Annotated in this window: 24 protein-coding genes and 1 pseudogene; 9 read left to right on the forward strand and 16 right to left on the reverse strand. The window is 63.3% G+C overall.

Features of this window, described 5'->3' with window-relative positions; translation table 11 throughout:
* Positions 1-58: 58 nt before the first annotated feature.
* The 5 genes and pseudogenes from RQ479_RS28270 to RQ479_RS28290 form a co-directional block, all read right to left on the reverse strand.
* Positions 59-1,048, reverse strand: a complete 990-nt coding sequence (locus tag RQ479_RS28270) for an MDR family oxidoreductase (protein WP_376703193.1) — start codon at positions 1,046-1,048, stop codon at positions 59-61.
* A gap of 51 nt (positions 1,049-1,099) precedes the next feature.
* Positions 1,100-1,576, reverse strand: a complete 477-nt coding sequence (lspA, locus tag RQ479_RS28275) for a signal peptidase II (RefSeq protein ID WP_376706031.1) — start codon at positions 1,574-1,576, stop codon at positions 1,100-1,102.
* Positions 1,577-1,602: 26 nt separating this feature from the next.
* Positions 1,603-2,466 (reverse strand): TrmH family RNA methyltransferase, encoded by an 864-nt coding sequence (locus RQ479_RS28280; protein ID WP_376703194.1) that lies wholly within the window; start codon positions 2,464-2,466, stop codon positions 1,603-1,605.
* Positions 2,467-3,527, reverse strand: a pseudogene (locus tag RQ479_RS28285) (class I SAM-dependent methyltransferase).
* An 89-nt stretch (positions 3,528-3,616) separates the two neighbouring features.
* Entirely contained in the window at positions 3,617-4,102 is a 486-nt protein-coding gene (locus RQ479_RS28290) for a DUF1772 domain-containing protein (RefSeq protein ID WP_376703195.1), read from the reverse strand.
* A 124-nt stretch (positions 4,103-4,226) separates the two neighbouring features.
* Between RQ479_RS28290 and RQ479_RS28295 the strand changes: the two genes are divergently transcribed.
* Complete coding sequence (locus RQ479_RS28295) at positions 4,227-4,910, forward strand: helix-turn-helix transcriptional regulator (RefSeq protein ID WP_376703196.1); 684 nt, start codon at positions 4,227-4,229, stop codon at positions 4,908-4,910.
* A gap of 86 nt (positions 4,911-4,996) precedes the next feature.
* Entirely contained in the window at positions 4,997-5,365 is a 369-nt protein-coding gene (locus RQ479_RS28300; protein WP_376703197.1) for a VOC family protein, read from the forward strand.
* Positions 5,366-5,524: 159 nt separating this feature from the next.
* Here RQ479_RS28300 and RQ479_RS28305 read toward each other — a convergent pair whose 3' ends face one another.
* From RQ479_RS28305 to sppA, 4 genes are all read right to left on the reverse strand, one after another.
* Complete coding sequence (locus tag RQ479_RS28305) at positions 5,525-6,493, reverse strand: ornithine cyclodeaminase family protein (RefSeq protein WP_376703198.1); 969 nt, start codon at positions 6,491-6,493, stop codon at positions 5,525-5,527.
* A 52-nt stretch (positions 6,494-6,545) separates the two neighbouring features.
* Entirely contained in the window at positions 6,546-6,878 is a 333-nt protein-coding gene (locus RQ479_RS28310; RefSeq protein ID WP_292664966.1) for a DUF1049 domain-containing protein, read from the reverse strand.
* A 47-nt stretch (positions 6,879-6,925) separates the two neighbouring features.
* Positions 6,926-7,210 (reverse strand): integration host factor subunit beta, encoded by a 285-nt coding sequence (locus RQ479_RS28315; RefSeq protein ID WP_023675261.1) that lies wholly within the window; start codon positions 7,208-7,210, stop codon positions 6,926-6,928.
* Positions 7,211-7,291: 81 nt separating this feature from the next.
* Entirely contained in the window at positions 7,292-8,248 is a 957-nt protein-coding gene (sppA, locus tag RQ479_RS28320) for a signal peptide peptidase SppA (RefSeq protein ID WP_292664965.1), read from the reverse strand.
* A gap of 306 nt (positions 8,249-8,554) precedes the next feature.
* Between sppA and lptC the strand changes: the two genes are divergently transcribed.
* The 6 genes from lptC (at position 8,555) to ptsN (ending at position 13,805) form a co-directional block, all read left to right on the forward strand.
* Entirely contained in the window at positions 8,555-9,268 is a 714-nt protein-coding gene (lptC, locus tag RQ479_RS28325; RefSeq protein WP_376703199.1) for an LPS export ABC transporter periplasmic protein LptC, read from the forward strand.
* The gene (locus RQ479_RS28330; RefSeq protein WP_292664963.1) at positions 9,255-9,863 is read left to right on the forward strand and encodes an LptA/OstA family protein; all 609 of its coding nucleotides are present in this window, start codon (positions 9,255-9,257) and stop codon (positions 9,861-9,863) included. Before lptC ends, RQ479_RS28330 begins: the two co-directional genes overlap by 14 nt.
* On the forward strand, positions 9,863-10,681 hold the full coding sequence (lptB, locus tag RQ479_RS28335; RefSeq protein WP_292664962.1) for an LPS export ABC transporter ATP-binding protein: 819 nt from the start codon (positions 9,863-9,865) through the stop codon (positions 10,679-10,681). The genes RQ479_RS28330 and lptB overlap by 1 nt, the downstream gene beginning before the upstream one ends.
* Positions 10,682-10,878: 197 nt before the next feature.
* The gene (rpoN, locus tag RQ479_RS28340) at positions 10,879-12,405 is read left to right on the forward strand and encodes an RNA polymerase factor sigma-54 (protein ID WP_376703200.1); all 1,527 of its coding nucleotides are present in this window, start codon (positions 10,879-10,881) and stop codon (positions 12,403-12,405) included.
* A gap of 291 nt (positions 12,406-12,696) precedes the next feature.
* Positions 12,697-13,281, forward strand: coding sequence for a ribosome hibernation-promoting factor, HPF/YfiA family (gene hpf, locus RQ479_RS28345; protein WP_023675267.1), 585 nt, complete (start codon positions 12,697-12,699; stop codon positions 13,279-13,281).
* 59 nt (positions 13,282-13,340) lie between these two features.
* Positions 13,341-13,805, forward strand: a complete 465-nt coding sequence (gene ptsN / locus RQ479_RS28350; RefSeq protein ID WP_292663270.1) for a PTS IIA-like nitrogen regulatory protein PtsN — start codon at positions 13,341-13,343, stop codon at positions 13,803-13,805.
* A 69-nt stretch (positions 13,806-13,874) separates the two neighbouring features.
* Here ptsN and RQ479_RS28355 read toward each other — a convergent pair whose 3' ends face one another.
* Together RQ479_RS28355 and RQ479_RS28360 are read right to left on the reverse strand one after the other, a co-directional pair.
* Positions 13,875-14,132, reverse strand: a complete 258-nt coding sequence (locus tag RQ479_RS28355) for a DUF1150 family protein (RefSeq protein ID WP_023675269.1) — start codon at positions 14,130-14,132, stop codon at positions 13,875-13,877.
* Positions 14,133-14,195: 63 nt separating this feature from the next.
* Entirely contained in the window at positions 14,196-14,621 is a 426-nt protein-coding gene (locus RQ479_RS28360) for an Hsp20 family protein (protein WP_023675270.1), read from the reverse strand.
* A gap of 144 nt (positions 14,622-14,765) precedes the next feature.
* Here RQ479_RS28360 and RQ479_RS28365 point away from each other — a divergent pair, with 144 nt between their 5' ends.
* Positions 14,766-15,707 carry a nucleoside hydrolase gene (locus RQ479_RS28365; protein WP_376703201.1) on the forward strand — a complete coding sequence of 314 codons (942 nt, stop codon included), beginning with the start codon at positions 14,766-14,768 and terminating at the stop codon, positions 15,705-15,707.
* 481 nt (positions 15,708-16,188) lie between these two features.
* Here RQ479_RS28365 and RQ479_RS28370 read toward each other — a convergent pair whose 3' ends face one another.
* The 5 genes from RQ479_RS28370 to RQ479_RS28390 form a co-directional block, all read right to left on the reverse strand.
* A complete protein-coding gene (locus RQ479_RS28370) occupies positions 16,189-16,482 on the reverse strand; it encodes a hypothetical protein (protein WP_376703202.1) in 294 nt (97 codons plus the stop codon).
* 128 nt (positions 16,483-16,610) lie between these two features.
* Positions 16,611-17,225: a LysE family translocator gene (locus RQ479_RS28375; RefSeq protein WP_352465943.1), complete on the reverse strand. Its 615-nt coding sequence runs from the start codon at positions 17,223-17,225 to the stop codon at positions 16,611-16,613.
* Between the two features lie 104 nt (positions 17,226-17,329).
* Positions 17,330-18,790: an amidase gene (locus tag RQ479_RS28380; protein ID WP_376703203.1), complete on the reverse strand. Its 1,461-nt coding sequence runs from the start codon at positions 18,788-18,790 to the stop codon at positions 17,330-17,332.
* Between the two features lie 6 nt (positions 18,791-18,796).
* Positions 18,797-19,705, reverse strand: a complete 909-nt coding sequence (locus RQ479_RS28385) for a ribokinase (RefSeq protein ID WP_352516881.1) — start codon at positions 19,703-19,705, stop codon at positions 18,797-18,799.
* A gap of 116 nt (positions 19,706-19,821) precedes the next feature.
* Entirely contained in the window at positions 19,822-20,715 is an 894-nt protein-coding gene (locus tag RQ479_RS28390) for a methylated-DNA--[protein]-cysteine S-methyltransferase (RefSeq protein WP_352465940.1), read from the reverse strand.
* Between the last annotated feature and the right edge of the window lie 22 nt (positions 20,716-20,737).

The raw sequence follows: 20,737 nt of genomic DNA on the forward strand, positions 1-20,737 counted from the left end.
AAGGTTGTGGTTGATCGCTCGAATTTTAGCGGTCGCGCGCTTTTTTCCCTTTGGGGGCTCACATGTCCACCACCACGCGGCCGCGGATCTTGCCCTCGACGATATCATGCGCGGCGCCGATGATGCCGTCGAAGCCGATGCTCGTCGACAGGCTGGCAAGCTTTGCGTGATCGAGATCGGTGCCGATGCGGCGCCAGGCCTCGATGCGGACCGCCTTGGGCGCCATCACCGAATCGATGCCGAGCAGGGAGACGCCGCGCAGAATGAAGGGGGCGACGCTGGCCGGCAGGTCCATGCCGCCGGCGAGGCCGCAAGCGGCGACGGCGCCGCCATAGGAGGTCATCGACAGTACGTTGGCCAGCGTATGACTGCCGACAGCATCGACGCCACCGGCCCAGCGTTCCTTGGCGAGCGGTTTTGCCGGCTGGGCAAGCTCGTCGCGTGAAATCACTTCCGCGGCGCCAAGATCTATCAGATAGGGGCTTTCGGCAGCGCGGCCGGTCGAGGCAATGACGTGATAGCCGAGGCTGGACAGGATCGAGACCGCGACCGAGCCGACGCCGCCGGCAGCGCCCGTCACCACCACCGGGCCGCGATCGGGCACGATGCCGTGGCGCTCCAGCGCGATGACGCAAAGCATGGCGGTGTAGCCGGCGGTGCCGACCGCCATCGCTTCATGCGGGCTCATGCCGTCCGGCAGCGGCACCAGCCAGTCGCCTTTGACGCGGGCGCGTCCGGCATAGGCGCCGAAATGCGTCTCGCCGACGCCCCAGCCGTTCAATATGACCTTGTCACCCTTGCGCCAGTCGGGATTGGACGACGAGATGACGGTGCCGGCGAAATCGACGCCCGGCACCAGCGGCCAGCGGCGGATCACCGGCGCCTTGCCGGTAATCGCAAGGCCGTCCTTGTAGTTCACCGTCGTCGCCTCGACCGCGACGGTGACGTCGCCTTCCATCAGGTCTGCTTCGGTAAGCTCGGTCACCGCGACCGACTGGTTTTTCTCGGCGTCGCGCGAAACGAGGATGGCTTTGAAGGTTTCGGGCATTTTTTCTCCTCGGGCTTGCAGATCAGAATGTGCGGCGCCAGGCGAGTGAGGTCAATCGCCCGACGTTCCGCGCCGCCAGCCAATGAGTTCGTCGAAGACGACCAGCACGGCACCGACCGAAATGAAGGCGTCGGCGAGGTTGAAGACGGCGAAGGACCAGACCGGCGTATGAAACAGGACATAGTCGATGACGTGGCCATAGGCAGCGCGGTCGATCAGGTTGCCGAGCGCGCCGCCGACGATCAGTGCGAAGCCGATGCGGGCAAGCAGGTGGCCGGGCGGCGTGCGGGCCGCAAGATAGAGCACGAAAGCGACCACCAGAACCGCGACGACCACCAGGCCGGTGTCGCCGAACGACGAAAACAGCGAAAACGCGATGCCGGTGTTGTAGGTGCGGTACAGCGCCAGGAACGGCAGCAGGTCGAGCCGTTCCTGAAAGGCAAGGCCGGTTTCGATCAGATATTTCAGCCACTGGTCGAGCGCTATCGCGGCGACGACCAGAAGAGCATAGGGCCTCCAGGACTTCATGGTTTGCAGTTTCACGGTTTGGGATGTCACGATCTGGCGTCCTCCGGGCCGAGCTTCAGCGCGCCGCGCCGGATCTCGAACAGCATGACGCCGGTGGCCACCGCAAGGTTGAGCGAATCGGCGCGGCCGGCCTGCGGTATCCGCAGCAGCTTGTCGCAGCTTGCGGCAAGCTCGTCAGGCAGGCCTTGCTGCTCGTTGCCCATCATCAAAAGCACCGGGCCTTTTGAAAAATCGACCGAGCGGTAGTCGACCGCACCCTTCAGATGGGTGCCGGCGACAAGGCCGGGGAAGCTCTTTCGCCAGGCGAGAAAAGCCTCGGGCGTCGCCTTGGCGACCGGCACGGCGAAGATCGAGCCCATGGTGGCGCGCACCGTCTCGACCGAAAAGGGATCGGTGGTCTCGCCGACCAGGATGACGCCCCTGGCGCCGACAGCGTCGACGGTGCGGATGACGGTGCCGAGATTGCCGGGGTCGCGGACGCGGTCGAGCGCCACCCAGACGTCGCCGTCCTGGACGCGGATGTCCTTCAGCGGCAGGAATTTCTGCGAGAACACGCCGACGACCATTTGCGGATTGTCGCGGCGGGTGATGGCGACCAGCACCTTTTCCGAGACTTCAAGTACGGTGCCGCCGGCGGCGACCGTGCGCGCCGCGACCTTTTCGACTGCCGCATTGCCACGTCCGGCCTTGGCGAAGACCAATGTCCTGATCGACCAGCCAAGATCGAGCGCGTCGATGACCAGCTTCAGGCCTTCGGCCATGAAGGCATTCTGCTGGTCACGGAATTTCTTCAACGCGAGCGCCTTGATGTCCTTGACCAGCGGGTTGGCGAGGCTGGTGACTTCCTTCACCTGCCCTGGCGCGCCCGCGTGCCGTTCGTACGCACTCATTCAAGCCACCCAGCGTGAGAACAGCGAGGTCGAAAGCGCCCGGCCTGCGGATTTCTCGCGGATGATCAATTCGCCCGATTCGACCGTGCCGCCCATGCCGGCGAAGGTGTCGCGCATTAAGGCATGGATGGCGAAAAAAGAGGCGCGGATCGAATAGGCGGTCAGTACCACGGCGAGCGGCTTCGGCGTCAGGATCGCGCGGCAGATATCGGTCAGCGCCGGCAGGTCCTCGAACAGCTGCCAGACCTCGCCCTTCGGTCCGCGGCCAAAGGCGGGCGGATCGAACAGTATGATGTCGTAGCGGCTGCCGCGGCGCTCCTCGCGTTCGGCGAATTTCACGGCATCGTCGACGATCCAGCGGATCGGCTTTTGCGACAGGCCCGCCATCTCCTGGTTTTCGCGCGCCCAGCCGATCGCCTTCTTGGAAGCATCGACATGCGTGACCTCGGCGCCGGCACGCGCCGCCACCAGCGAGGCAAGGCCGGTGTAACCGAACAGGTTCAGCACCTTCACAGGCCGTTTTGCCGCCGCGATCAGTCCGGCCATGTGGTCCCAATGCGAGGCCTGCTCGGGAAAGACGCCGACATGGCGAAACGACGTGAAGCGGCCGAGATAGTCGATGCCGTCGTGCTTCATCGGCCAGGTCTCGCCGAGCGGCGTCTTGGGGAAGCGCCAGCGGCCGATGCCTTCCTCGTCGGTATCGCCGGTGAAAATGGCGTCGGCGCGCTCCCAGTCCCTGGCCGGCAAAGCCTTTGCCAGATCGCCTGGCCTTCCGGCCGAACGATGCGGTAGGGACCGTATTGCTCGAGTTTTTCTCCGGCGCCGCTGTCGAGCAGCGCGTAGTCCTGATTGGGGCCGACCTCGAGGATCAGCGGCAGATGTTCGGCAGGCAGCGCGCCATCGCGGCGCGAGAGCAGGCGTGGCGCGGCTTTCGGCTCGGACCGGTCCTGCAGTTTAGGCTCCGAACCGGCGGTCAGGCCGGCGTCGCGCCGCCGCGGCTGCTCCGCCCCGCCCTTCGCGGACGGGCGGCTGTCGCGGCGTTTGTCGCGAAAAGGTTTCAAGAAGGCGCATCTCCGGAAGGCGGCTTGGCCGCTTCTGCCACAGCACATTGACCGGCGCAACAAAAGGGCTGCCGACGTGTGCAACCGCATCAGCCGCGCCTGATCGACAGCAGGCCGATTGCGAGCGCTATGAAACCAACGGCCTTGAAGCCGGTGACGACCATATGGCCGGTTTCCCAGCGGCTCCGGATAGTTTCGAAATTGTCCGGGATCGGTCCAGGCACCCAGGTGGCCAGGACATCGTTTGCCGGTTTGACCAGGGTAAACCACGCCACGAGGGCCATCAGATAAAGCACGGTGGCCGCCAAGACCCACCAGAATACCGGGCGATCGCTGCGCAGCATCCAGGCGAGGAGGCCCGGACAGACGATCGCCGCCACGTCCAGCGGCGCGCCGACAATCGCGAAGAATTGGAACTGAGCATTGAAGACAGTGGTTTCACGCCAGAGCGAAGGCGACCATCTGGTCAGCCGCGGCACCGATTCCAGCACGTGGGCGAAGGACGGCCCAAGGCTGAGCGCAGCGACGATGGCGCTCAAAACCGACCAGAACAACAGAAAACCGCGTACATCCATAATGGCCAGACAACGGCGTCAGACCGCAGACGTTCCGGTAGGCGATCATCTCGCTTGCCGCCGAAACCGCAGGCGCACTATCGTCCATTCAAATTGGGCATCCATCCAAACCGGGTTGCGATCCATGTCCCGCGCCGAACGCCTGCTCGACCTGATCCAGATCCTGCGCCGGCATCGCCGGCCGGTGAGCGGCCGCAGCCTTGCGGGCGAAATGGGTGTGTCGATCCGCACGCTCTATCGCGATATCGCCACGCTGCAGGGGCAGGGCGCGCCGATCGAGGGCGAGGCGGGGCTGGGCTACGTGCTCAGGCCAGGCTTCATGCTGCCGCCCTTGATGTTCACCGATGAGGAGATCGAGGCGATCGTGCTCGGTTCGCGCTGGGTGGCCAAGCAGCCGGACTGGCGGCTTGCGAACGCCGCCACCGACGCGCTGGCCAAGATCGCCTTGGTGCTGCCGGACGATTTGCGCGAAGAGCTCGATGCCTCGACGCTGCTGGTCGGGTCGCGCACCGAGGTCACAGAAGGCATCGATCTCGGCGTGGTGCGGCAGGCTATCCGGGAGGAGCGCAAGCTGAGCTTTGTCTATCGCGACGCCGGCGGCGCTGCCTCCGAGCGCACCGTCTGGCCGTTCGCACTCGGCTTCTTCGACAAGGTGCGGGTCGTCGCGGCCTGGTGCGAGATGCGCCAGGATTTCAGGCACTTTCGCGCCGATCGGATATCCGGCCTCAACGCCACCGAGATGCGCTATCCGCGCCGCCGTCAGGTGCTACTCAAAGAATGGCGGGCGACGCTCGACACGCCAAGCTAAGGCTGCTGCTCAGTTAAGACTGCTGCCAGAATCTGGCAGTGGCGTACGCTATGCTCCTCCAGTCGAAACCATCTGGAGAGCAATTCATGACACCGCCCAATTTCGTCATCCTCTATGTCGACAAGCCTGAGCAAAGCGGCGCCTTCTACAGCGCGCTGCTTGGGCGGCAGCCGGTCGAGACCTCGCCGACCTTCGTGCTGTTCGTGCTCGACAACGGCTTCAAGCTCGGCCTCTGGTCGCGTCACACCGTGGAGCCGGCCGCCGCGGCAGCAGGCGGCGGCGCCGAGATCGTCTTTGCGCTGGACACGCCGGATGCCGTCGACGCCACCCATGCCGAGTGGGCCGGCCGCGGGCTGAAAATTCTGCAGACGCCGACCGACGTGGATTTCGGGCGCACGTTTGTCGCGCTCGATCCGGACAACCACCGGCTGCGGGTCTATTGGCAAAGGGAGTAAGGGAGGAGGGCAGTAGGGGAGTAGGGAGTAGGGGAGTAGGGCAGTAAGGGAGTACGTGACAGGAAATATAGCTGGCGCGGCGCCGCACGATCAGTACGGTTTCCTACTCCCCTACTCCCCTACTCCCCTACTCCCCTACTCCCCTACTCCCCTACTCCCCTACTCCCCTACGCTTGCCCGATACACGGCAATGCCGGCGGCGAGGTCCTCGAGGGCTGCGCCGACCGACTTGAACAGCGTGATCTCGTCGTCGTTCTGCCGGCCTTTTTTCTGACCGCGTGCCAGTTCGTAGAGGTCGGCGACGATGGCTTCCGGCTTCAACACGCCGGAGGCCAGCGGCTGGACGATATCGCCTGCTTCCTTGGTGGCGCCGGCGCGGGTGTCGACATAGACGCCGGCGCGTGCAATCGCGTCGTCGTCGCTTTCGCGCATCGCCGGCGTGAAGCCGCCGACCAGATCGACATGGGTTCCGGGCTTCAAGAGTGCGCCCTTGATCAGTGGCGTGGTGGTGATGGTCGCCGACGATACGATGTCGGCCTGGCCGAGTTCGGCGTCGAGATCGCCTGCTGCTTCGGCAGCAAAACCCTCGGCACGCAATTTTGCCGCGACCTTTTCGGCATTGGCCGGCGTGCGGTTCCAGATGCGGATGTTCTTGATTGGCCGCACCGCCGAATGCGCCTTTGCAAGGAATGGCGACAGCGCGCCGGCGCCCACTACCAGCAGTCGCGATGCGTCCTCGCGGGCGAGATAGGAGGCGGCCAGCGCCGAGGCACAGGCCGTGCGCCACTGCGTCAGCCTCTGGCCATCGATCAAGGCCTGAGGCTCGCCGGTGGCGCCGTCGAGCAAGAGGTAAAGCCCCATCACCGCGGGCTTGCCGACGGCATTGTTGTCGGGCGACACGGTGACGATCTTGACGCCGATATGGCCGTCGGCCGAGGTGCCGGCTGCGTTGAAGTCGGTCCAGGCCGGCATCAAAAGCAGCGTCGAGGCGGCGCCATCGGGCCGCTCGACCGTGTGATGGTGCCTGACCGGCTGCACGGCGCCGTCGCGAAAAGCGGCGCGCAACGTCTCGACCAGCCCGGAAAAGGTCAGCGCGCGGTCGACCTCGGCGGCGGAAATGGTCAGCATGAAAGGCTCCGTGGAGAAATAGGCCAGCTGCGCTTCAGGCCCGAGCCGTGGCTCAGTTCGTCGGCTTCGGCAAGGCCTGGCCCTGCGACGCGGTGGGCGCGCGGCTGACCGCCTGGCGCAGGTTCTCGGCCTCGGCGCCGCGCTGGCGCGCCAGCTTGCGGTAGCGGCCCTGCTTGATCCAGGTCGCCAGGCTGCCGACGATCATGCCGATGGCCAGCGCCAGGAACAGGAAAATGAAGAGCGGCACGGTCAGTGTCAGCGCCGGATTGCCGGGATTGAACGGATCGAGCGTGAAGGCGACCGGTTCGCGGTTGGCGACGGCCAACGCAATCAGGATGACGGCCAGCGGCACGAAAACCACGATGAGGAGAAAGCGATTGAACATGTTTTTCCGTTCGGAAGAAAAGGCAGGAGCGGTGGCGGGTGCCGCGCCTATTTGCCTCCGTTCAGCCTTTCACGCAATTCCTTGCCGGTCTTGAAGAACGGTACCCATTTCTCCTCGACCTCTACGGATTCGCCGGTGCGCGGGTTGCGGCCGGTGCGGGCAGGGCGGTTTTTCACCGAAAACGCGCCGAAGCCGCGCAACTCGACCCGGTTGCCCTCGGCAAGCGCGTCGGTGATTTCATCGAAGATGGCGCTGACAATGTTTTCGACGTCGCGCAGGAAAAGATGCGGATTGCGCGTGGCGATGATCTGCACAAGTTCGGATTTGATCATGAAAAGGCTCCCCGTGAAAGCAGTGCCGCCGAAATTATCAGAATGATTTTATTTGCTTTTTCACTCGTCCCAAGCGGTTCCTCAAGGGTGCCAGACGGAAACGAGACCGTCAAGAAACAAGCGGTCCACTCCGATTTCGTGAAGGACGTCGCCGCCATGGCCGGGCAGGCCAAGCGCAGCGCCGACGGTCTGCGCCATCGCCTTGGAGAACAGAAAACCACCACGTTTTTCCGTGTCCTTCCATTCCACCACCTTGAGCTTGGCATCGACACCCTTGCCTGCAAGCCAGTCGATCGCTTCGGCCTCGCCGCCGACCGCGTCGATCAATTTGTTGGTGACCGCCTGCCGGCCGGTGAAGATCGACCCGTCTGCGAGCGCCAGCGCCTCCGGCTTGGTCATGTTGCGGCGCTCGGCGACGATGCCGACGAACCAGTCGTAGCTGTCGAGGATGAGCTTGCGGACCATGGCGCGCTCATCGTCATTGGTCGGCTTGAAGGGAGAAGGCGAGGCCTTCAAGGGCGAGGATTTCACCTCCTCCAGCTTGACGCCGAGCTTGTCCATGAGGCCGCTGACGTCCGGGTACTGGATCAGCACGCCGATCGACCCGACGATCGAGGATTTGCGTGCGACAATATGGTCGGCCGCAGTGGCGATCATGTAGCCCGCCGAAGCCGCGAGCGTGCCGACCTCGGCCACCACCGGCTTGTCGGCGGCGAGCTTGCGCACTGCCTCGTAGATCGACTCGCCACCGACGGTGGTGCCCCCGGGTGAATCGATCGACAGGATCACAGCCTTGACGCGCGGTGACTGACGGATGGCCTCCAGCCGCTTGATCAGTTCTTCGTCTTCGGTGATGGTACCTTCGATCTTGACCTTGGCGATGTGGTCGACAGCCGCGCCGGTGAAGTCGTCACCATAGATCCACGCCGAAAAGGCGATCAGCCCGGCTGCGGCGACAATAATCGCCGCAACACGCCAGAATGTCAGCTTGCGGCGCAAGCGGCGGCGGTCGATCAGGTCGTCGGCTCTCAATGCCATGGTCAGCCTCGTAGTCGGTGGGAGCAGATGCTTTTAAAGCAACCATTCGCGCCCGGCTACCGTTTCCTGACGGCCTTGCGCCAAAGGCCGTCAGACATTCGTGGCAAGCCTCAACCTGTCACGTTCCACAGGCTCTAACACTGTGCGCCCATATCTGGTATGAGGTACAGGCTGCGCTGGGGCCATTTTCATTGTACAGGGGCGGCTGTCACATTTTTGCGGTTTTCCTCGGCTTGTGCTTGCTTGAGGGCGCCGGCACCCCACCTATAGGGCGGCCTGGCGGGCAGGGGTTTAGAAGAAGCAGTCATGTTAGCGGGACCAATCGAACCGACCAACACCGAGACGGAGTTGGCTCCCAAGGCCGCAGGCCGGGCGCGGGTCGACGCGTTTGACATTGCGCAGCGTCATTCGCGCCGGGTCCGGATCCTCAAGCTGGCCGTGCCGCTGGTCGCTGCTGTGATCGCGGTCGCGTTTCCGGTCTATTCCTATCTCATGGCTCCCGCTGCAATCGAGGTGCAGGCCGACGGCGGCGCCTTTGCCGATGGCAAGCTGGTGATGGCCAACCCCAAGCTCAACGGCTTCACCAAGCAGAACCTGCCCTATTCGATGACAGCCCTGCGCGCCATACAGGATGTCAGCAAACAGGGCATCATCGATCTGGAAGGCATCAAGGCCAAGCTGCCGATTGCGGCCGACAACACGGCCGCCATCGATGCCACGCACGGCACCTACGATCGCGACGGCAACACGCTCAGCCTGACCAGCGACGTGACCGTGTCGACCACGGATGGTGTGGTGGCAAAATTCAAATCAGTCTATCTCGACATGGGCGAAGGCACTATGAAGACAAGCGAGCCCGTCGATGTCAGCCGCGGCGGGTCGCGGATCAGGGCGGATTCGATGTCGGTCCAGGACAATGGCAAGGTCCTGGTTTTCGAGAACAAGGTGCGCGTCGACATCGATCCCGCCAGTTTGAAGGCGGCAGAGGCAAAGAGCGGAGAGACCAATGCGGTTCAGTAGTTCGGCACGGCGCCTCGCCGCGATTTCGGCGTTGACGCTTGGGTTGCCCTTGGGGCTGACCTTCGGGACGGCGCCGTCGCTGGCGCAATCCAGTGCCACCAGCCAAATGTCCGGCCTCAGGCTGTCGGGCGACAAGCCTATCCAGATCGAAAGCGACAAGCTCGAGGTGCGCCAGGCAGAAAGCGTCGCCGTCTTCACCGGCAACGTCAACGTCGTCCAGGGTCCAACCGTGCTCAAGGCCGGCAAAATGACGGTCTATTACGTCAGGGATGCAGGCGCCGCCAAAGGCGCCCAGCCCGCAGGTGCCGCGGCAATGACCGGATCCGCCAACATCGACCATCTCGAGGTCGACGATAAGGTCTACATCAAATCGGACAATCAGGTTGCCACTGGCGACCGCGGCACCTTCGACATGAAGACCGAAGTGCTGGTGCTTTCGGGCAGCAAGGTCGTGCTCTCGCAAGGCGACAACGTGCTTGTCGGCTGCAAGCTTACCGTGCAGATGAAGAGCGGCCTTGCCCAGGTCGACGCTTGCGGCGGCCGCGTCATGATGTCGATCACGCCGCCGGCGAAGTCCGGAGCAGCGAAACCCTGATGACCGGCATATCGTCGCTGCTGGCGCGTCTTCCAGGGCGCGCCGCCAGCAAACTTGCGGCACCGGCCAGGGTCACCGTCGAAGCGGCAAAGTTCAAGGGAACCTTGATCGCCAAAGGGCTGACCAAAAGCTACAAGGGCCGCAAAGTCGTCAGCGGCGTGACGCTGGGCGTGCGCGCCGGCGAGGCGGTTGGGCTGCTCGGCCCCAACGGCGCCGGCAAGACGACCTGTTTCTACATGGTGACCGGCCTGGTGCCGGTCGATGAAGGCACGATCGAAATCGACGGTTTCGACGTCACGTCGATGCCGATGTATCGCCGCGCTCGTCTCGGCATCGGCTATCTGCCGCAGGAAGCGTCGATTTTTCGCGGCCTGAATGTCGAGCAAAACATCCGGGCCGTGCTCGAAGTGGTCGAAAAGAGCCGCAAGGAGCGTGAGCGCCTGCTCGACGAATTGCTCGAGGAATTCCATATCAGCCATCTGCGCAAGGCTCCGTCGTTGTCGCTCTCCGGCGGTGAGCGGCGACGCCTCGAAATTGCTCGTGCGTTGGCAACCCGCCCTGCCTACATGCTGCTCGACGAACCTTTCGCCGGCATCGATCCGATCGCCGTCGCCGACATCCAGCAGCTCGTGCGCCACTTGACGGCACGTGGCATCGGCGTGCTGATCACCGACCATAATGTGCGCGAGACACTTGGCCTGATCGACCGCGCCTACATCATCCATGCCGGCCAGGTGCTGACCCATGGCCGAGCCGACGAAGTGGTCGCAAATGCCGATGTGCGGCGGCTTTATCTCGGCGAGGGATTTACGCTCTAAGTGCGAAATTCCGGTTCGAGCGGGATTTCCGGCGTAGTCCAGCAGGTTTTTCTTCAATTTTCTGCCTGAAAAAGCGCCGGCAGGCGAGTTTTACCGCTCCTCGCCTTGACAAGCAAAAGCCGGGCCAGTTTGTATGCTGGCCTGGAAAATTCCTTCCAGCAGTGCGGGTGCGTAGACGGGGCGTTTGAAACCGAACCATGGCGTTGGCGGCAAAACTACAGCTACGACAGTCGCAGTCGCTGGTGATGACGCCGCAGCTGATGCAGTCGATCCGCCTGCTGCAGTTCACCCATCTCGAGCTGGAACGCTTCATCGACGACGAGATCGAACGCAATCCCCTGCTGGAACGCGCCGAACCGCAGGAGGACGCCGCCAGCGACCAGGCGCAGAAGGGCGACGCCGCATCGGAACCAGCCGCCGACGGCGACTGGTTCGAGGCGGAGACGGCGTGGAGCGCCGAGGCGATCTCGGAAAAGCTCGATACGTCGCTGGAAAACCTGTTTCCCGACGATCCTGGTACGAGCGAGCGGCTCGGGCCCGACCTGACGGCGCAATGGAAATCGGCGTCCGGCAACGGTTCCACCTCTTCCTCCGACGGCTTCGACGTCGCGGATATGGCGGCGGCTGCCATCACGCTGCGCGACCATGTCGGCGAGCAGGTGGCGCTCGCCTTTGCCGATCCGGCGGCGCGCCTGATCGCTAGCGAGCTTGCCGACGGCCTCGACGAGGCCGGCTACATGCGTGCCGACATGGCCGAGATCGCGGCCCGCCTCGGCGCGGACGCCACGGCGGTGGCAAAGGTCCTGGCGGTCTGCCAGACATTCGAGCCCGCCGGCATCTTCGCCCGCGACCTCGCCGAATGCCTGTTGCTGCAGCTTGCCGTGCGCGACCGGCTCGATCCGGCGATGAAGGCGCTGATCGCCAATCTCGAACTCCTGGCACGGCGCGATTTCCAGACGCTGAAGCGGATTTGCGGCGTCGACGAGGAGGATCTGCTCGATATGCTGGCCGAGATCCGGGCGCTCGACCCGCGGCCGGGAATGGCGTTTTCGCGCGGTGCCAGCGATGCGATCGTGGCCGACGTCGAGGTGCGCGCAGCCAATGACGGCAGCTGGACGGTCGAGCTCAATGCCGAGACGCTGCCGCGCGTGCTGGTCGATCACATCTATTTCGCCCAGGTCACGCCACATGCGAAAAACCAGGCGGAAAAGGATTTCCTCGCCGAATGCCTGCAGAACGCCAACTGGCTCACGCGCAGCCTCGACCAGCGGGCGAAGACCATTCTCAAGGTGGCCTCTGAGATCGTGCGCCAGCAGGACGCCTTTCTCGTCCACGGCGTGCGGCACCTGAAGCCGCTCAACCTGCGCACGGTGGCGGACGCCATCGGCATGCACGAATCAACGGTCAGCCGGGTCACGGCAAACAAATACATGCTGACGCCGCGCGGTGTGTTCGAGCTGCGCTATTTCTTCACCGCCTCGATCGCTTCGTCAGGTGGCGGCGATGCGCATTCGTCGGAAGCGGTGCGCGACCGCATAAAGCAGCTGATCGACGAGGAGAAAGCCGTCGATGTGCTTTCCGACGATGCCATCGTGGACATGCTGCGGGAAAGCGGCGTCGACATCGCCAGACGCACGGTGGCCAAATACCGGGAAGGCATGAACATACCCTCTTCGGTGCAGCGGCGGCGCGAAAAACGCGCTTTGGCCAGCGCCGGCCGTTGAGCTCCGGCGGAATTTCCACAGCTTTCGCTGTTCATTGACAAGCGGCGACGAAGTGGCTAGAAGCCCGCCCGCATGAGACGGGCTGGCGACTGGATTTGAGTTCGCCGATGCCCGCACGAGAGATGGTCCGTCACGACGTAGGCCACGGGACGGCCAAGAAGGCGGCTTGTGATCAACCGGAAAGTTCGGATTTAAAATCGGCGCAAGTGACGCCGCAAAAGCTTGTGCGCGCGGACCACGAGTATAAACTCGGGACAGTTTGAAGCCTGAGCAAGGAAGGTCAGTTTTCAGATGACACTGCGCATATCGGGAAAACACATGGATATCGGCGATGCGTTCCGTACGCGCATCAACGACCGTGTCGGGGAAGTGATCGGGAAATATTTCGATCGGGGCTTTTCAGGGCAAATCGTAGTCGTCAAATCGGGGTCGCGCTACACGGCCGATTGCATGATCCGGCTGGATTCCGGTGCTTCGCTGCAGGCGACCGGCGATGCCCAGGATCCAACGCTTGCCTTCGATACCGCGGCAGACCGTCTGGAAACACGCCTCAGGCGCTACAAGCGCCGGCTGAAGTCGCACAATTCAGGCAACAGCAACGGCGAGCTCACCGACGTCGCCTATACGGTGATGGCGCCGCTTGCCGACGACGAGGAGGACATACCGGAGAATTTCGCGCCGGCCATCGTCGCCGAATCGACCATGACGCTGCGGACCATGTCGGTGGCGTCAGCAGTGATCGAACTCGACACCAAGGACAGCCCGGTCCTGGTCTTCCGCAATGCCGGAAACGACCATCTCAACATCGTCTATCGCCGGCCGGACGGGAATATTGGCTGGATCGACCCGTCCACGGCCAAGGTCGCGCAGGGGTAAAAACCAGCCGCACGCGAGCGTGGGGACTGGCGACGGCAGGCGAACAAGGGATTTCAAGCATGGATCTGAGCGATCTCGTCAGCGTTCCGGCAATCATGCCGACGTTGAAGGCGAACTCCAAAAAGCAGCTGCTGCAACTGCTGTCCGAAAGGGCGGCGGCGATTTCCGGCATTCCGGAGCGAGAGGTGTTCGACACCATCCTGCAACGTGAGCGCCTCGGCTCGACCGGCGTCGGCAACGGCATCGCCATTCCGCATGGCAAGCTGGCCGGGGTGAAGCGGATCGCCGGCGTTTTTGCTCGGCTGGAGACACCGGTGGACTTCGAGGCCCTCGATGATCAGCCGGTCGACCTGGTGTTTCTGCTTTTGGCTCCCGAAGGTGCCGGCGCCGACCACCTCAAGGCGCTGTCGCGCATCGCGCGGGTGCTGCGCGATGCCGACACGGTTGCCAAGATCAGGGGCACGCGCGACGCCGTGGCCATCCATGCGCTGCTGTCGGACACGCAGGCCTCGCACGCCGCCTGAGGTTTTGATTAAATCCGTTGAAGGGCCGCCGTGAGCGGCCCTGTCCGTTCCAACCAGATCGCTGCGTTGTTAGTGGATAGCGACGGGGGTCAGATCGTTTTCCAGCGCGCCAGCCAGTGCCCGGTCGCGAGCGTCCGAAAGCAGGATCGGCTGGCCATTGGCGGCAAACAGGGCCCACAGTTCCAGACCCGGCGCGATTTCGCCGAGGCCCGGGAAACGGCCGCGCAGATCGTCGCTCGACACTTTCCTGAGATAGGCTACCGAACCTTCGCCGAGATGGGCGAATTCGCCGCTGGTCATAATGATATTTTCGTTAGTTCTGGTCATTTCAAGCCTCCTTGCCGCGAGACGCCGCTCAAGGCCATCCCGCATGAGAGCTATCGGCAAAAATCAGTCTTTCACCGATATGTTTATTTTTCGTACCAGCCGTTCGGATTCCGGCCGATCGAGATCGATCGACAGAAGGCCGTTCTTCAATTCCGCCGCAATCACCCGCATGCCGTCGGCCAGCACGAAACAGCGCTGGAACTGGCGCGCGGCGATACCGCGGTGGAGAAATTCGCGCTCGGTGTCGTCGTTCTGACGGCCGCGCACGACCAACTGGTTCTCCTCCGTTGTGACATCGAGATCGCTTTCCGCGAAACCGGCGACGGCGAGCGTGATACGCAGCCTTTCGGTTTTGCCGTCGGCACCGCTGAGGCGCTCGATGTTGTAGGGAGGATAGCTGTCACCGGACTTTGCCAACCGCTCCAGCGTCTTTTCCATGGAATCGAAACCGAGGAGAAGCGGGCTGGAAAAAGGCGTCATTCGGCTCATGTTACAGTGTCCTCTCAAGAGCGACATAAACTGGAAAAACCCGGATGGCATTTTTCCCGATGGTCTTGATATGGTCCGCCGCCCGGCAGACTTCAAGCCGTCACACGTCCCGCCCAAAAAGACTTGCCAAAACAAGGAATTGAAATGCCCCAATCCCGCAGGATCATCATCGACACTGACCCCGGCCAGGACGATGCCGTCGCCATATTGCTGGCGCTCGGCAGCGCCGAGCTGGAGATCGTCGGCATCACCGCGGTGGCCGGCAACGTGCCGTTGAAACTTACCGAAAAAAACGCCCGCAAGATCTGCGAGCTGGCCGGCCGGCCGGACGTCAAGGTCTATGCAGGCGCCATCCGGCCGCTGGCGCGCGAACTGGTCACCGCCGAGGAAGTGCATGGCAAGACCGGCCTCAACGGACCGCAACTGCCCGAACCAAAGATGAAGCTGCAGGACGAGTATGCGGTCGATTTCATCGTCGAGACGCTGATGAACGAGGAGAGCGGCACGATCACGCTGTGCGCGCTCGGGCCGCTCACCAATGTTGCGCTGGCGCTGATCCGCGAGCCGAAAATCGCGCCGCGCATCAAGGAGATCGTGCTGATGGGCGGCGGCTTCTTCGAGGGCGGCAATGTCACGCCGACCGCCGAATTCAACATCTATGTCGACCCGCATGCCGCCGATGTCGTGTTCAAATCGGGCATTCCAATCGTGATGATGCCGCTCGACGTCACCCACAAGGCGCTGACCACCGCCAAGCGCACGAAGGCCTTCCGCAAGCTCGGCACCAGGGTCGGCACGGCCACCGCGGACATGCTGGAATTCTTCGAACGTTTCGACGAGGAAAAATACGGCACCGATGGCGGCCCGCTGCACGATCCTTGCGTCATCGCCTATCTGTTGAAGCCGAAGCTGTTCAAGGGCCGCAACTGCAATGTCAGCGTGGAAACCGCCTCGGAGCTCACCATGGGCATGACGGTTATCGACTGGTGGGGAGTGACCAAGCGGCCGAAGAACGCGATGGTGATGCGTGACATCGACCATGATGCGTTTTTCGAGCTGTTGCTGGAAAGGCTGGGGCGGCTTTAGTCGTTGAGCAGGCGGTAGGTGGTGGTGCCGTCCTGGCGTTGCTGTTCTTCGACCGAGACTTCCGATCCGATCATGTGAGGTGTTTCCACCTCATCATCGACAAATATCCGAGCGTTGCCGTCATGGAGGCGGACTTCATATCTATAATAAAGTCCATGGCCGACGGAACCTTTCGGATTTAGAGGCATCGTCGCAACATCTTCGACGGTGCCTCCTACGAGTTGTGTGCCGGTGATCGGACTGTTCTGCCTTGTTACAATCGGCACAGCGATCGCGAGAGCGAGCGCGCACAAGATTGTGATGCCAACAACTCTGTCGCGAAACTCTTCCCGAAGCAGAAGAATGCGGGTTCTAAGAGAGAGATTTGTCGGCCCCATACCTTAGAGTTGAGTAGCGTAGGGGCTTTGTTCAAGAGCGATTGCCCGAAAAAGCCCTGTCACTCGCTTCACCTTCGAAAAGCAGCTTATTGGTTGGTCGCCGTTCAATTTGCAAACCGGTAGAAGACGAAGCCATAGTCGCGCGTGACGCGCTCGATGCCAACGCGCGAGCCGATCAGATGCGGGAGGTCGTCGTAAACCAGGACCGTCGAACCGTTCTCAAGGACCAGCAGATATTGGATATTCTGCCCTTTACCCTGTCCACTTTTGATCGTTGCATCGACCGGGTCGACCGACCGGATCGGACTTGCGTCATTCGCCCATTTGTTCAGAGCCGACGGAACCATCGCCGCGAACAAAGCAATGAACAGGATGACGCCAAACGTGTTCCTTTTCAAATCCGCGTAAGTCCACGGCATAGACATGAATCCCCCAACTCTTGACCCATGTGGTGGCCTGAAGGCCGACTTTCAATCGGCCTTCCTATTCCAGGATGTTGCTGTTGGCGTCGCCGGGCTCGCGGCTGTTACTTCGCCTTGGAAAACGCCAGCCACAGGCCGCCGCCCACGAGGAAGCTGCCGCTGATTCGGGACAGCAGCTTGACGCGGCCGGCCGACAGCAGGCGTCCGGCGCGGCCGGCGGCCAGCGCGTAGGTCGAATCCGAGACGGCGGCGAAGATCATGGCGGTGAGACCCATGACGCCGATCTGTAATGCGTAATTGCCTTCGGGGGCGATGAACTGCGGAAAGAAGGCGCCGAAGAACACCAGCGTCTTCGGATTGCTGATCGCCACCAGCAGCCCCTGCAAAAAGAAGCCGCCGCGCGGTCTTTTTGCCGATCCGTCGGCGTTCAGCTTACCTTTCGAGCGAAACATCTGCACGCCCATCCAGATCAGGTAGGCGGCGCCAATCAGCCGGACCCATTCGAACCAGTGGCCCATGCCGGCGATAAGCGATGTCAGCCCGATGCCGACGATGGCGATCATGATGGCCAGTCCGGCCTGGGTGCCGGCGACATTGGCGAGGCCGGCGCGCGAGCCGTGGCGGATGCTGTTGGCAATGATCAGCGTCACCGTCGGCCCCGGCACCAGGATGATGACGATGCAGGCGACGACATAGGTGGCGTAGAGTTCCAGCGACATTTTTTCCCTCCGCAGAATGCCGCTCGTGCGGCGCGCTGTCGCGATCAATGCATGGCGATGAGTTGCGTGCAAGTCGGCGAGGCGCCGACAATACGGAGCTGATGTCAGCAGGCGCCGGCCTGCCACGGCAGCGTTGCCTCATAGGCGGCAGCCGCCCTCAGCACGGAGAGGTCACCGCGCGGCCGCCCGATCAATTGCATGCCCATTGGCCTGCCCCTAGCGTCGAAGCCCGCCGGTACGTTGACCGCCGGGCAGCCGCCCAGCGTGGCGAGCGCTGAGACCTGCATCCAGCGATGATAGCTGTCCATGGCACGCCCGGCCACTTCCCTTGGCCAGTGGGTGACGACATCGAAAGGAAAGACCTGTGCGGCTGGCAGCGCAATCAGGTCGAAACGCTCGAAGAGCGATAGCAGCATTCGATGCCAGGACGAGCGCCTCACCGTTGCGGCATGGATCTGCGGCGCGGAGAGGCGCAGCGCATGTTCCACCTCCCACACGGCCTCCGGCTTCAGCAGACTGCGTTTCAAGGGATCGTCGTAATGCGCCTTGAGCGCACAACCGCTGCTCGCCTGCCGAAGCGTTACAAAGGCCTGCCACAGCGCTTCGAAGTCGAATTCCGGCATCAGCGGCTCGGCCTCGAAGGATACATCCGCGAACCGGCCGAGTGCTGCCTCGCAAAGCTGTAGAACGCCTGCTTCAACCGGCAGATGGCCGCCGAGATCGCCGAGCCAGGCGATGCGCCCGCCGGCCGCCGGTGCTTCCAGCCCTTCGAGAAACGAGCCTGGCTTATCATGCGACAGCGGCGCGCGAGGATGATAGCCGGCCTGCACGTCGAGCAGCAACGCCATGTCGCGCACGTTACGCCCCATCGGCCCTTCGACGCCCATCTGCGCATGAAACACATCAAGGTCGGGGCCGGCCGGCACCAATCCCTGCGACGGGCGGAAGCCGTAGACATTGTTGTAGGCAGCGGGATTGCGCAGCGAGCCGCCAAAATCGCTGCCATCGGCAACGGGAACCATGTCGAGCGCCAGCGCGACGGCCGCGCCGCCGCTCGAGCCGCCGGCGGTCAGCGCCGGGTCGAACGCATTGAGCGTCTGTCCGAACACGGTGTTGTAGGTGTTGGAGCCAAGCCCGAATTCGGGAACGTTGGTCTTGCCGATGATGATGGCGCCGGCTTTGCGGACGCGCTCGACGAAGAAGTCGTCTTCCTCAGGCACGAAATCGGAGAAGATCGGCGAGCCGAAGGTGGTTCTCAGGCCTTTTGTCAGCGCAAGATCCTTGATCGCGATCGGCAGGCCGAACAGCGATCCGGTATCTCCTCCTCGCGCCAGATGGGCGTCAGCGCTGTCGGCCTCGCGCAGGATGTCGGCATGCTCACGCAATGAAACGATAGCATTGACCAGCGGGTTCACCGCCTCGATCCTGTCGAGGAATGCCGCGATCACTTCGCGCACCGAAAGCTGCCGGCGCCTGATCTTCTCGGCAAGCTCCACCGCAGACAGGCGGCAGATGTCGCCGGCGGGCGGCACCGCATGCTTCGTGGTCGGGCGCATGGCTCTCATCCCGCTTTAGCCTGCAGATTTCTGCAGGGCAGCATCGACGTCCCTGGCCAGCGGGATGGCCGGCTGTGCACCGGCTTTCAGGCAGGCCAGCGAACCGGCTGCGGCAGCGCGGGCAAGCGCCTGGTCGAGCGGCAGGCCGGCTGCCAGCCCGGCTGCAAAATAGCCGCAGAACGTGTCGCCGGCGCCGACCGTGTCGAGCGGGGTGATCTTCAGCGCCGGAACCATCAGGAGATCGTCGGGCGTTGCCGCCAGAACGCCGTCCGGGCCAAGCGTGACGACGATGGTGCGGCCGGTTCTCGCGGCATAGTCGCGCATCCGTGCCGGGCGGTCGCGGCCATTCAACGACAGCGCCTCGCCATAGAGGTCGAACTCGGTTTCGTTGGCGACGAGATAGTCGGCCTTGCCGAGGAAACCGGCCGCGTCACCATGGAAAGGTGCGGTGTTGAGCACTGTGATCGCGCCGGCCGTCCTTGCCGCGTCGAGTGCTGCCTCGACGGTCTGCAGCGGGATCTCCAGTTGCAGCAGCACGACGTCGCCGTTTTTCAGGAAAGCCTTGGAAAGGTCACCCGGCACGACCGAATCATTGGCGCCCGGCACAACGGCGATCACGTTCTCGCCGTCGGCGCCGACCATGATCAGCGCAGTACCGGTCGAGGCAAAGGTCTCGCCGACGCCGGACAGGTCGATCTTGCCGTCGCGCAGCAGCGCCAGACCGTCGTTGGCGAAGCTGTCCTTGCCGACTGCGCCGACCATGCGCACCTTGGCGCCGGCGCGGGCGGCGGCCAGCGCCTGGTTGGCGCCTTTGCCGCCGGGGGCAGTGGCGAAACCGGAGCCGCGCACAGTCTCGCCGGGACCGGGCAAGCGGTCGACACTGGCGATGAGGTCGAGATTGATGGAGCCGATGACGACGATCAAGAAGTGCCTCCCACTAGCGCATATCACTCTAATTGCGCGGGAAGCTACTCCGTAAGATCGCTGCTTGTCACCCTAGCGGTCCTTGCATCGCTCCTGTCGTTCCATTCGTTGGCTATTCAAGAAGAGACCTGTCCCGCCTCCCAGCCGAGGATGGCGCGTTTGCGCGTCAGGCCCCAATGGTAGCCGGTGAGCGCGCCGGACTTGCCGAGAGCCCGGTGGCACGGCACGACGAAGGACATCGGATTGGCACCGACCGCGGCACCGACAGCCCGGCTGGCGCTCGGTGCGCCGATGCGCGCGGCGATCGAGGAATAGGTGCAGGCCTGGCCCATCGGAATACGCAGCAACGCCTCCCAGACACGGACCTGGAAGTCTGTGCCGATCATGACAACGCGCAGCGGCTGGTCGGCGCGCCACAGCGTCGGATCGAAGATGCGCGCGGCATAGGGCGCCGTTGCAGCCATGTCCTCGACATAGGTAGCGTTCGGCCAGCGGCTGGACATGTCGGCAAAGGCCGCACGCTCGCCGCCGGGGTCGTTGAAGGCGAGGCCGGCGAGGCCGCGGTCCGTCACCATGATCAGCGCGATGCCGAAAGGTGAGATATGATAGCCGTAGCGGATGGTGAGCCCGGCGCCGCGGGTCTTGTAGTCGCCCGGCGACATCGCTTCGTGAGTGACGAACAGATCGTGCAGCCGGCCTGGGCCGGACATGCCGAGTTCGAACGAAGTTTCCAGCAGCGGCATGCCGGAATCCAGCAGTTTGCGCGCATGATCGAGGGTGACGGCCTGCAGAAAAGCTTTGGGCGACAGGCCGGCCCAGCGGGTGAACAGCTTCTGCAGCCCGGTCGGCGTCTCGCCGACCTCCTCGGCCAGCACTTCCAACGAAGGCTGGTCGCGATAGTCGAGGCTGATCTTTTCGATGGCACGACGGACGATTTCGTAGTCGCCGCCTTCAGGCGTGATGTCTTTCTGAAGGATTGCTGTCGTTTTGAGAGGCATTTGGGCGTTCATGGCAGTTTCTCCTTGAGTGCGA

Source organism: Mesorhizobium sp. ISC25, assembly GCF_042295465.1.
Taxonomy (GTDB): domain Bacteria; phylum Pseudomonadota; class Alphaproteobacteria; order Rhizobiales; family Rhizobiaceae; genus Mesorhizobium.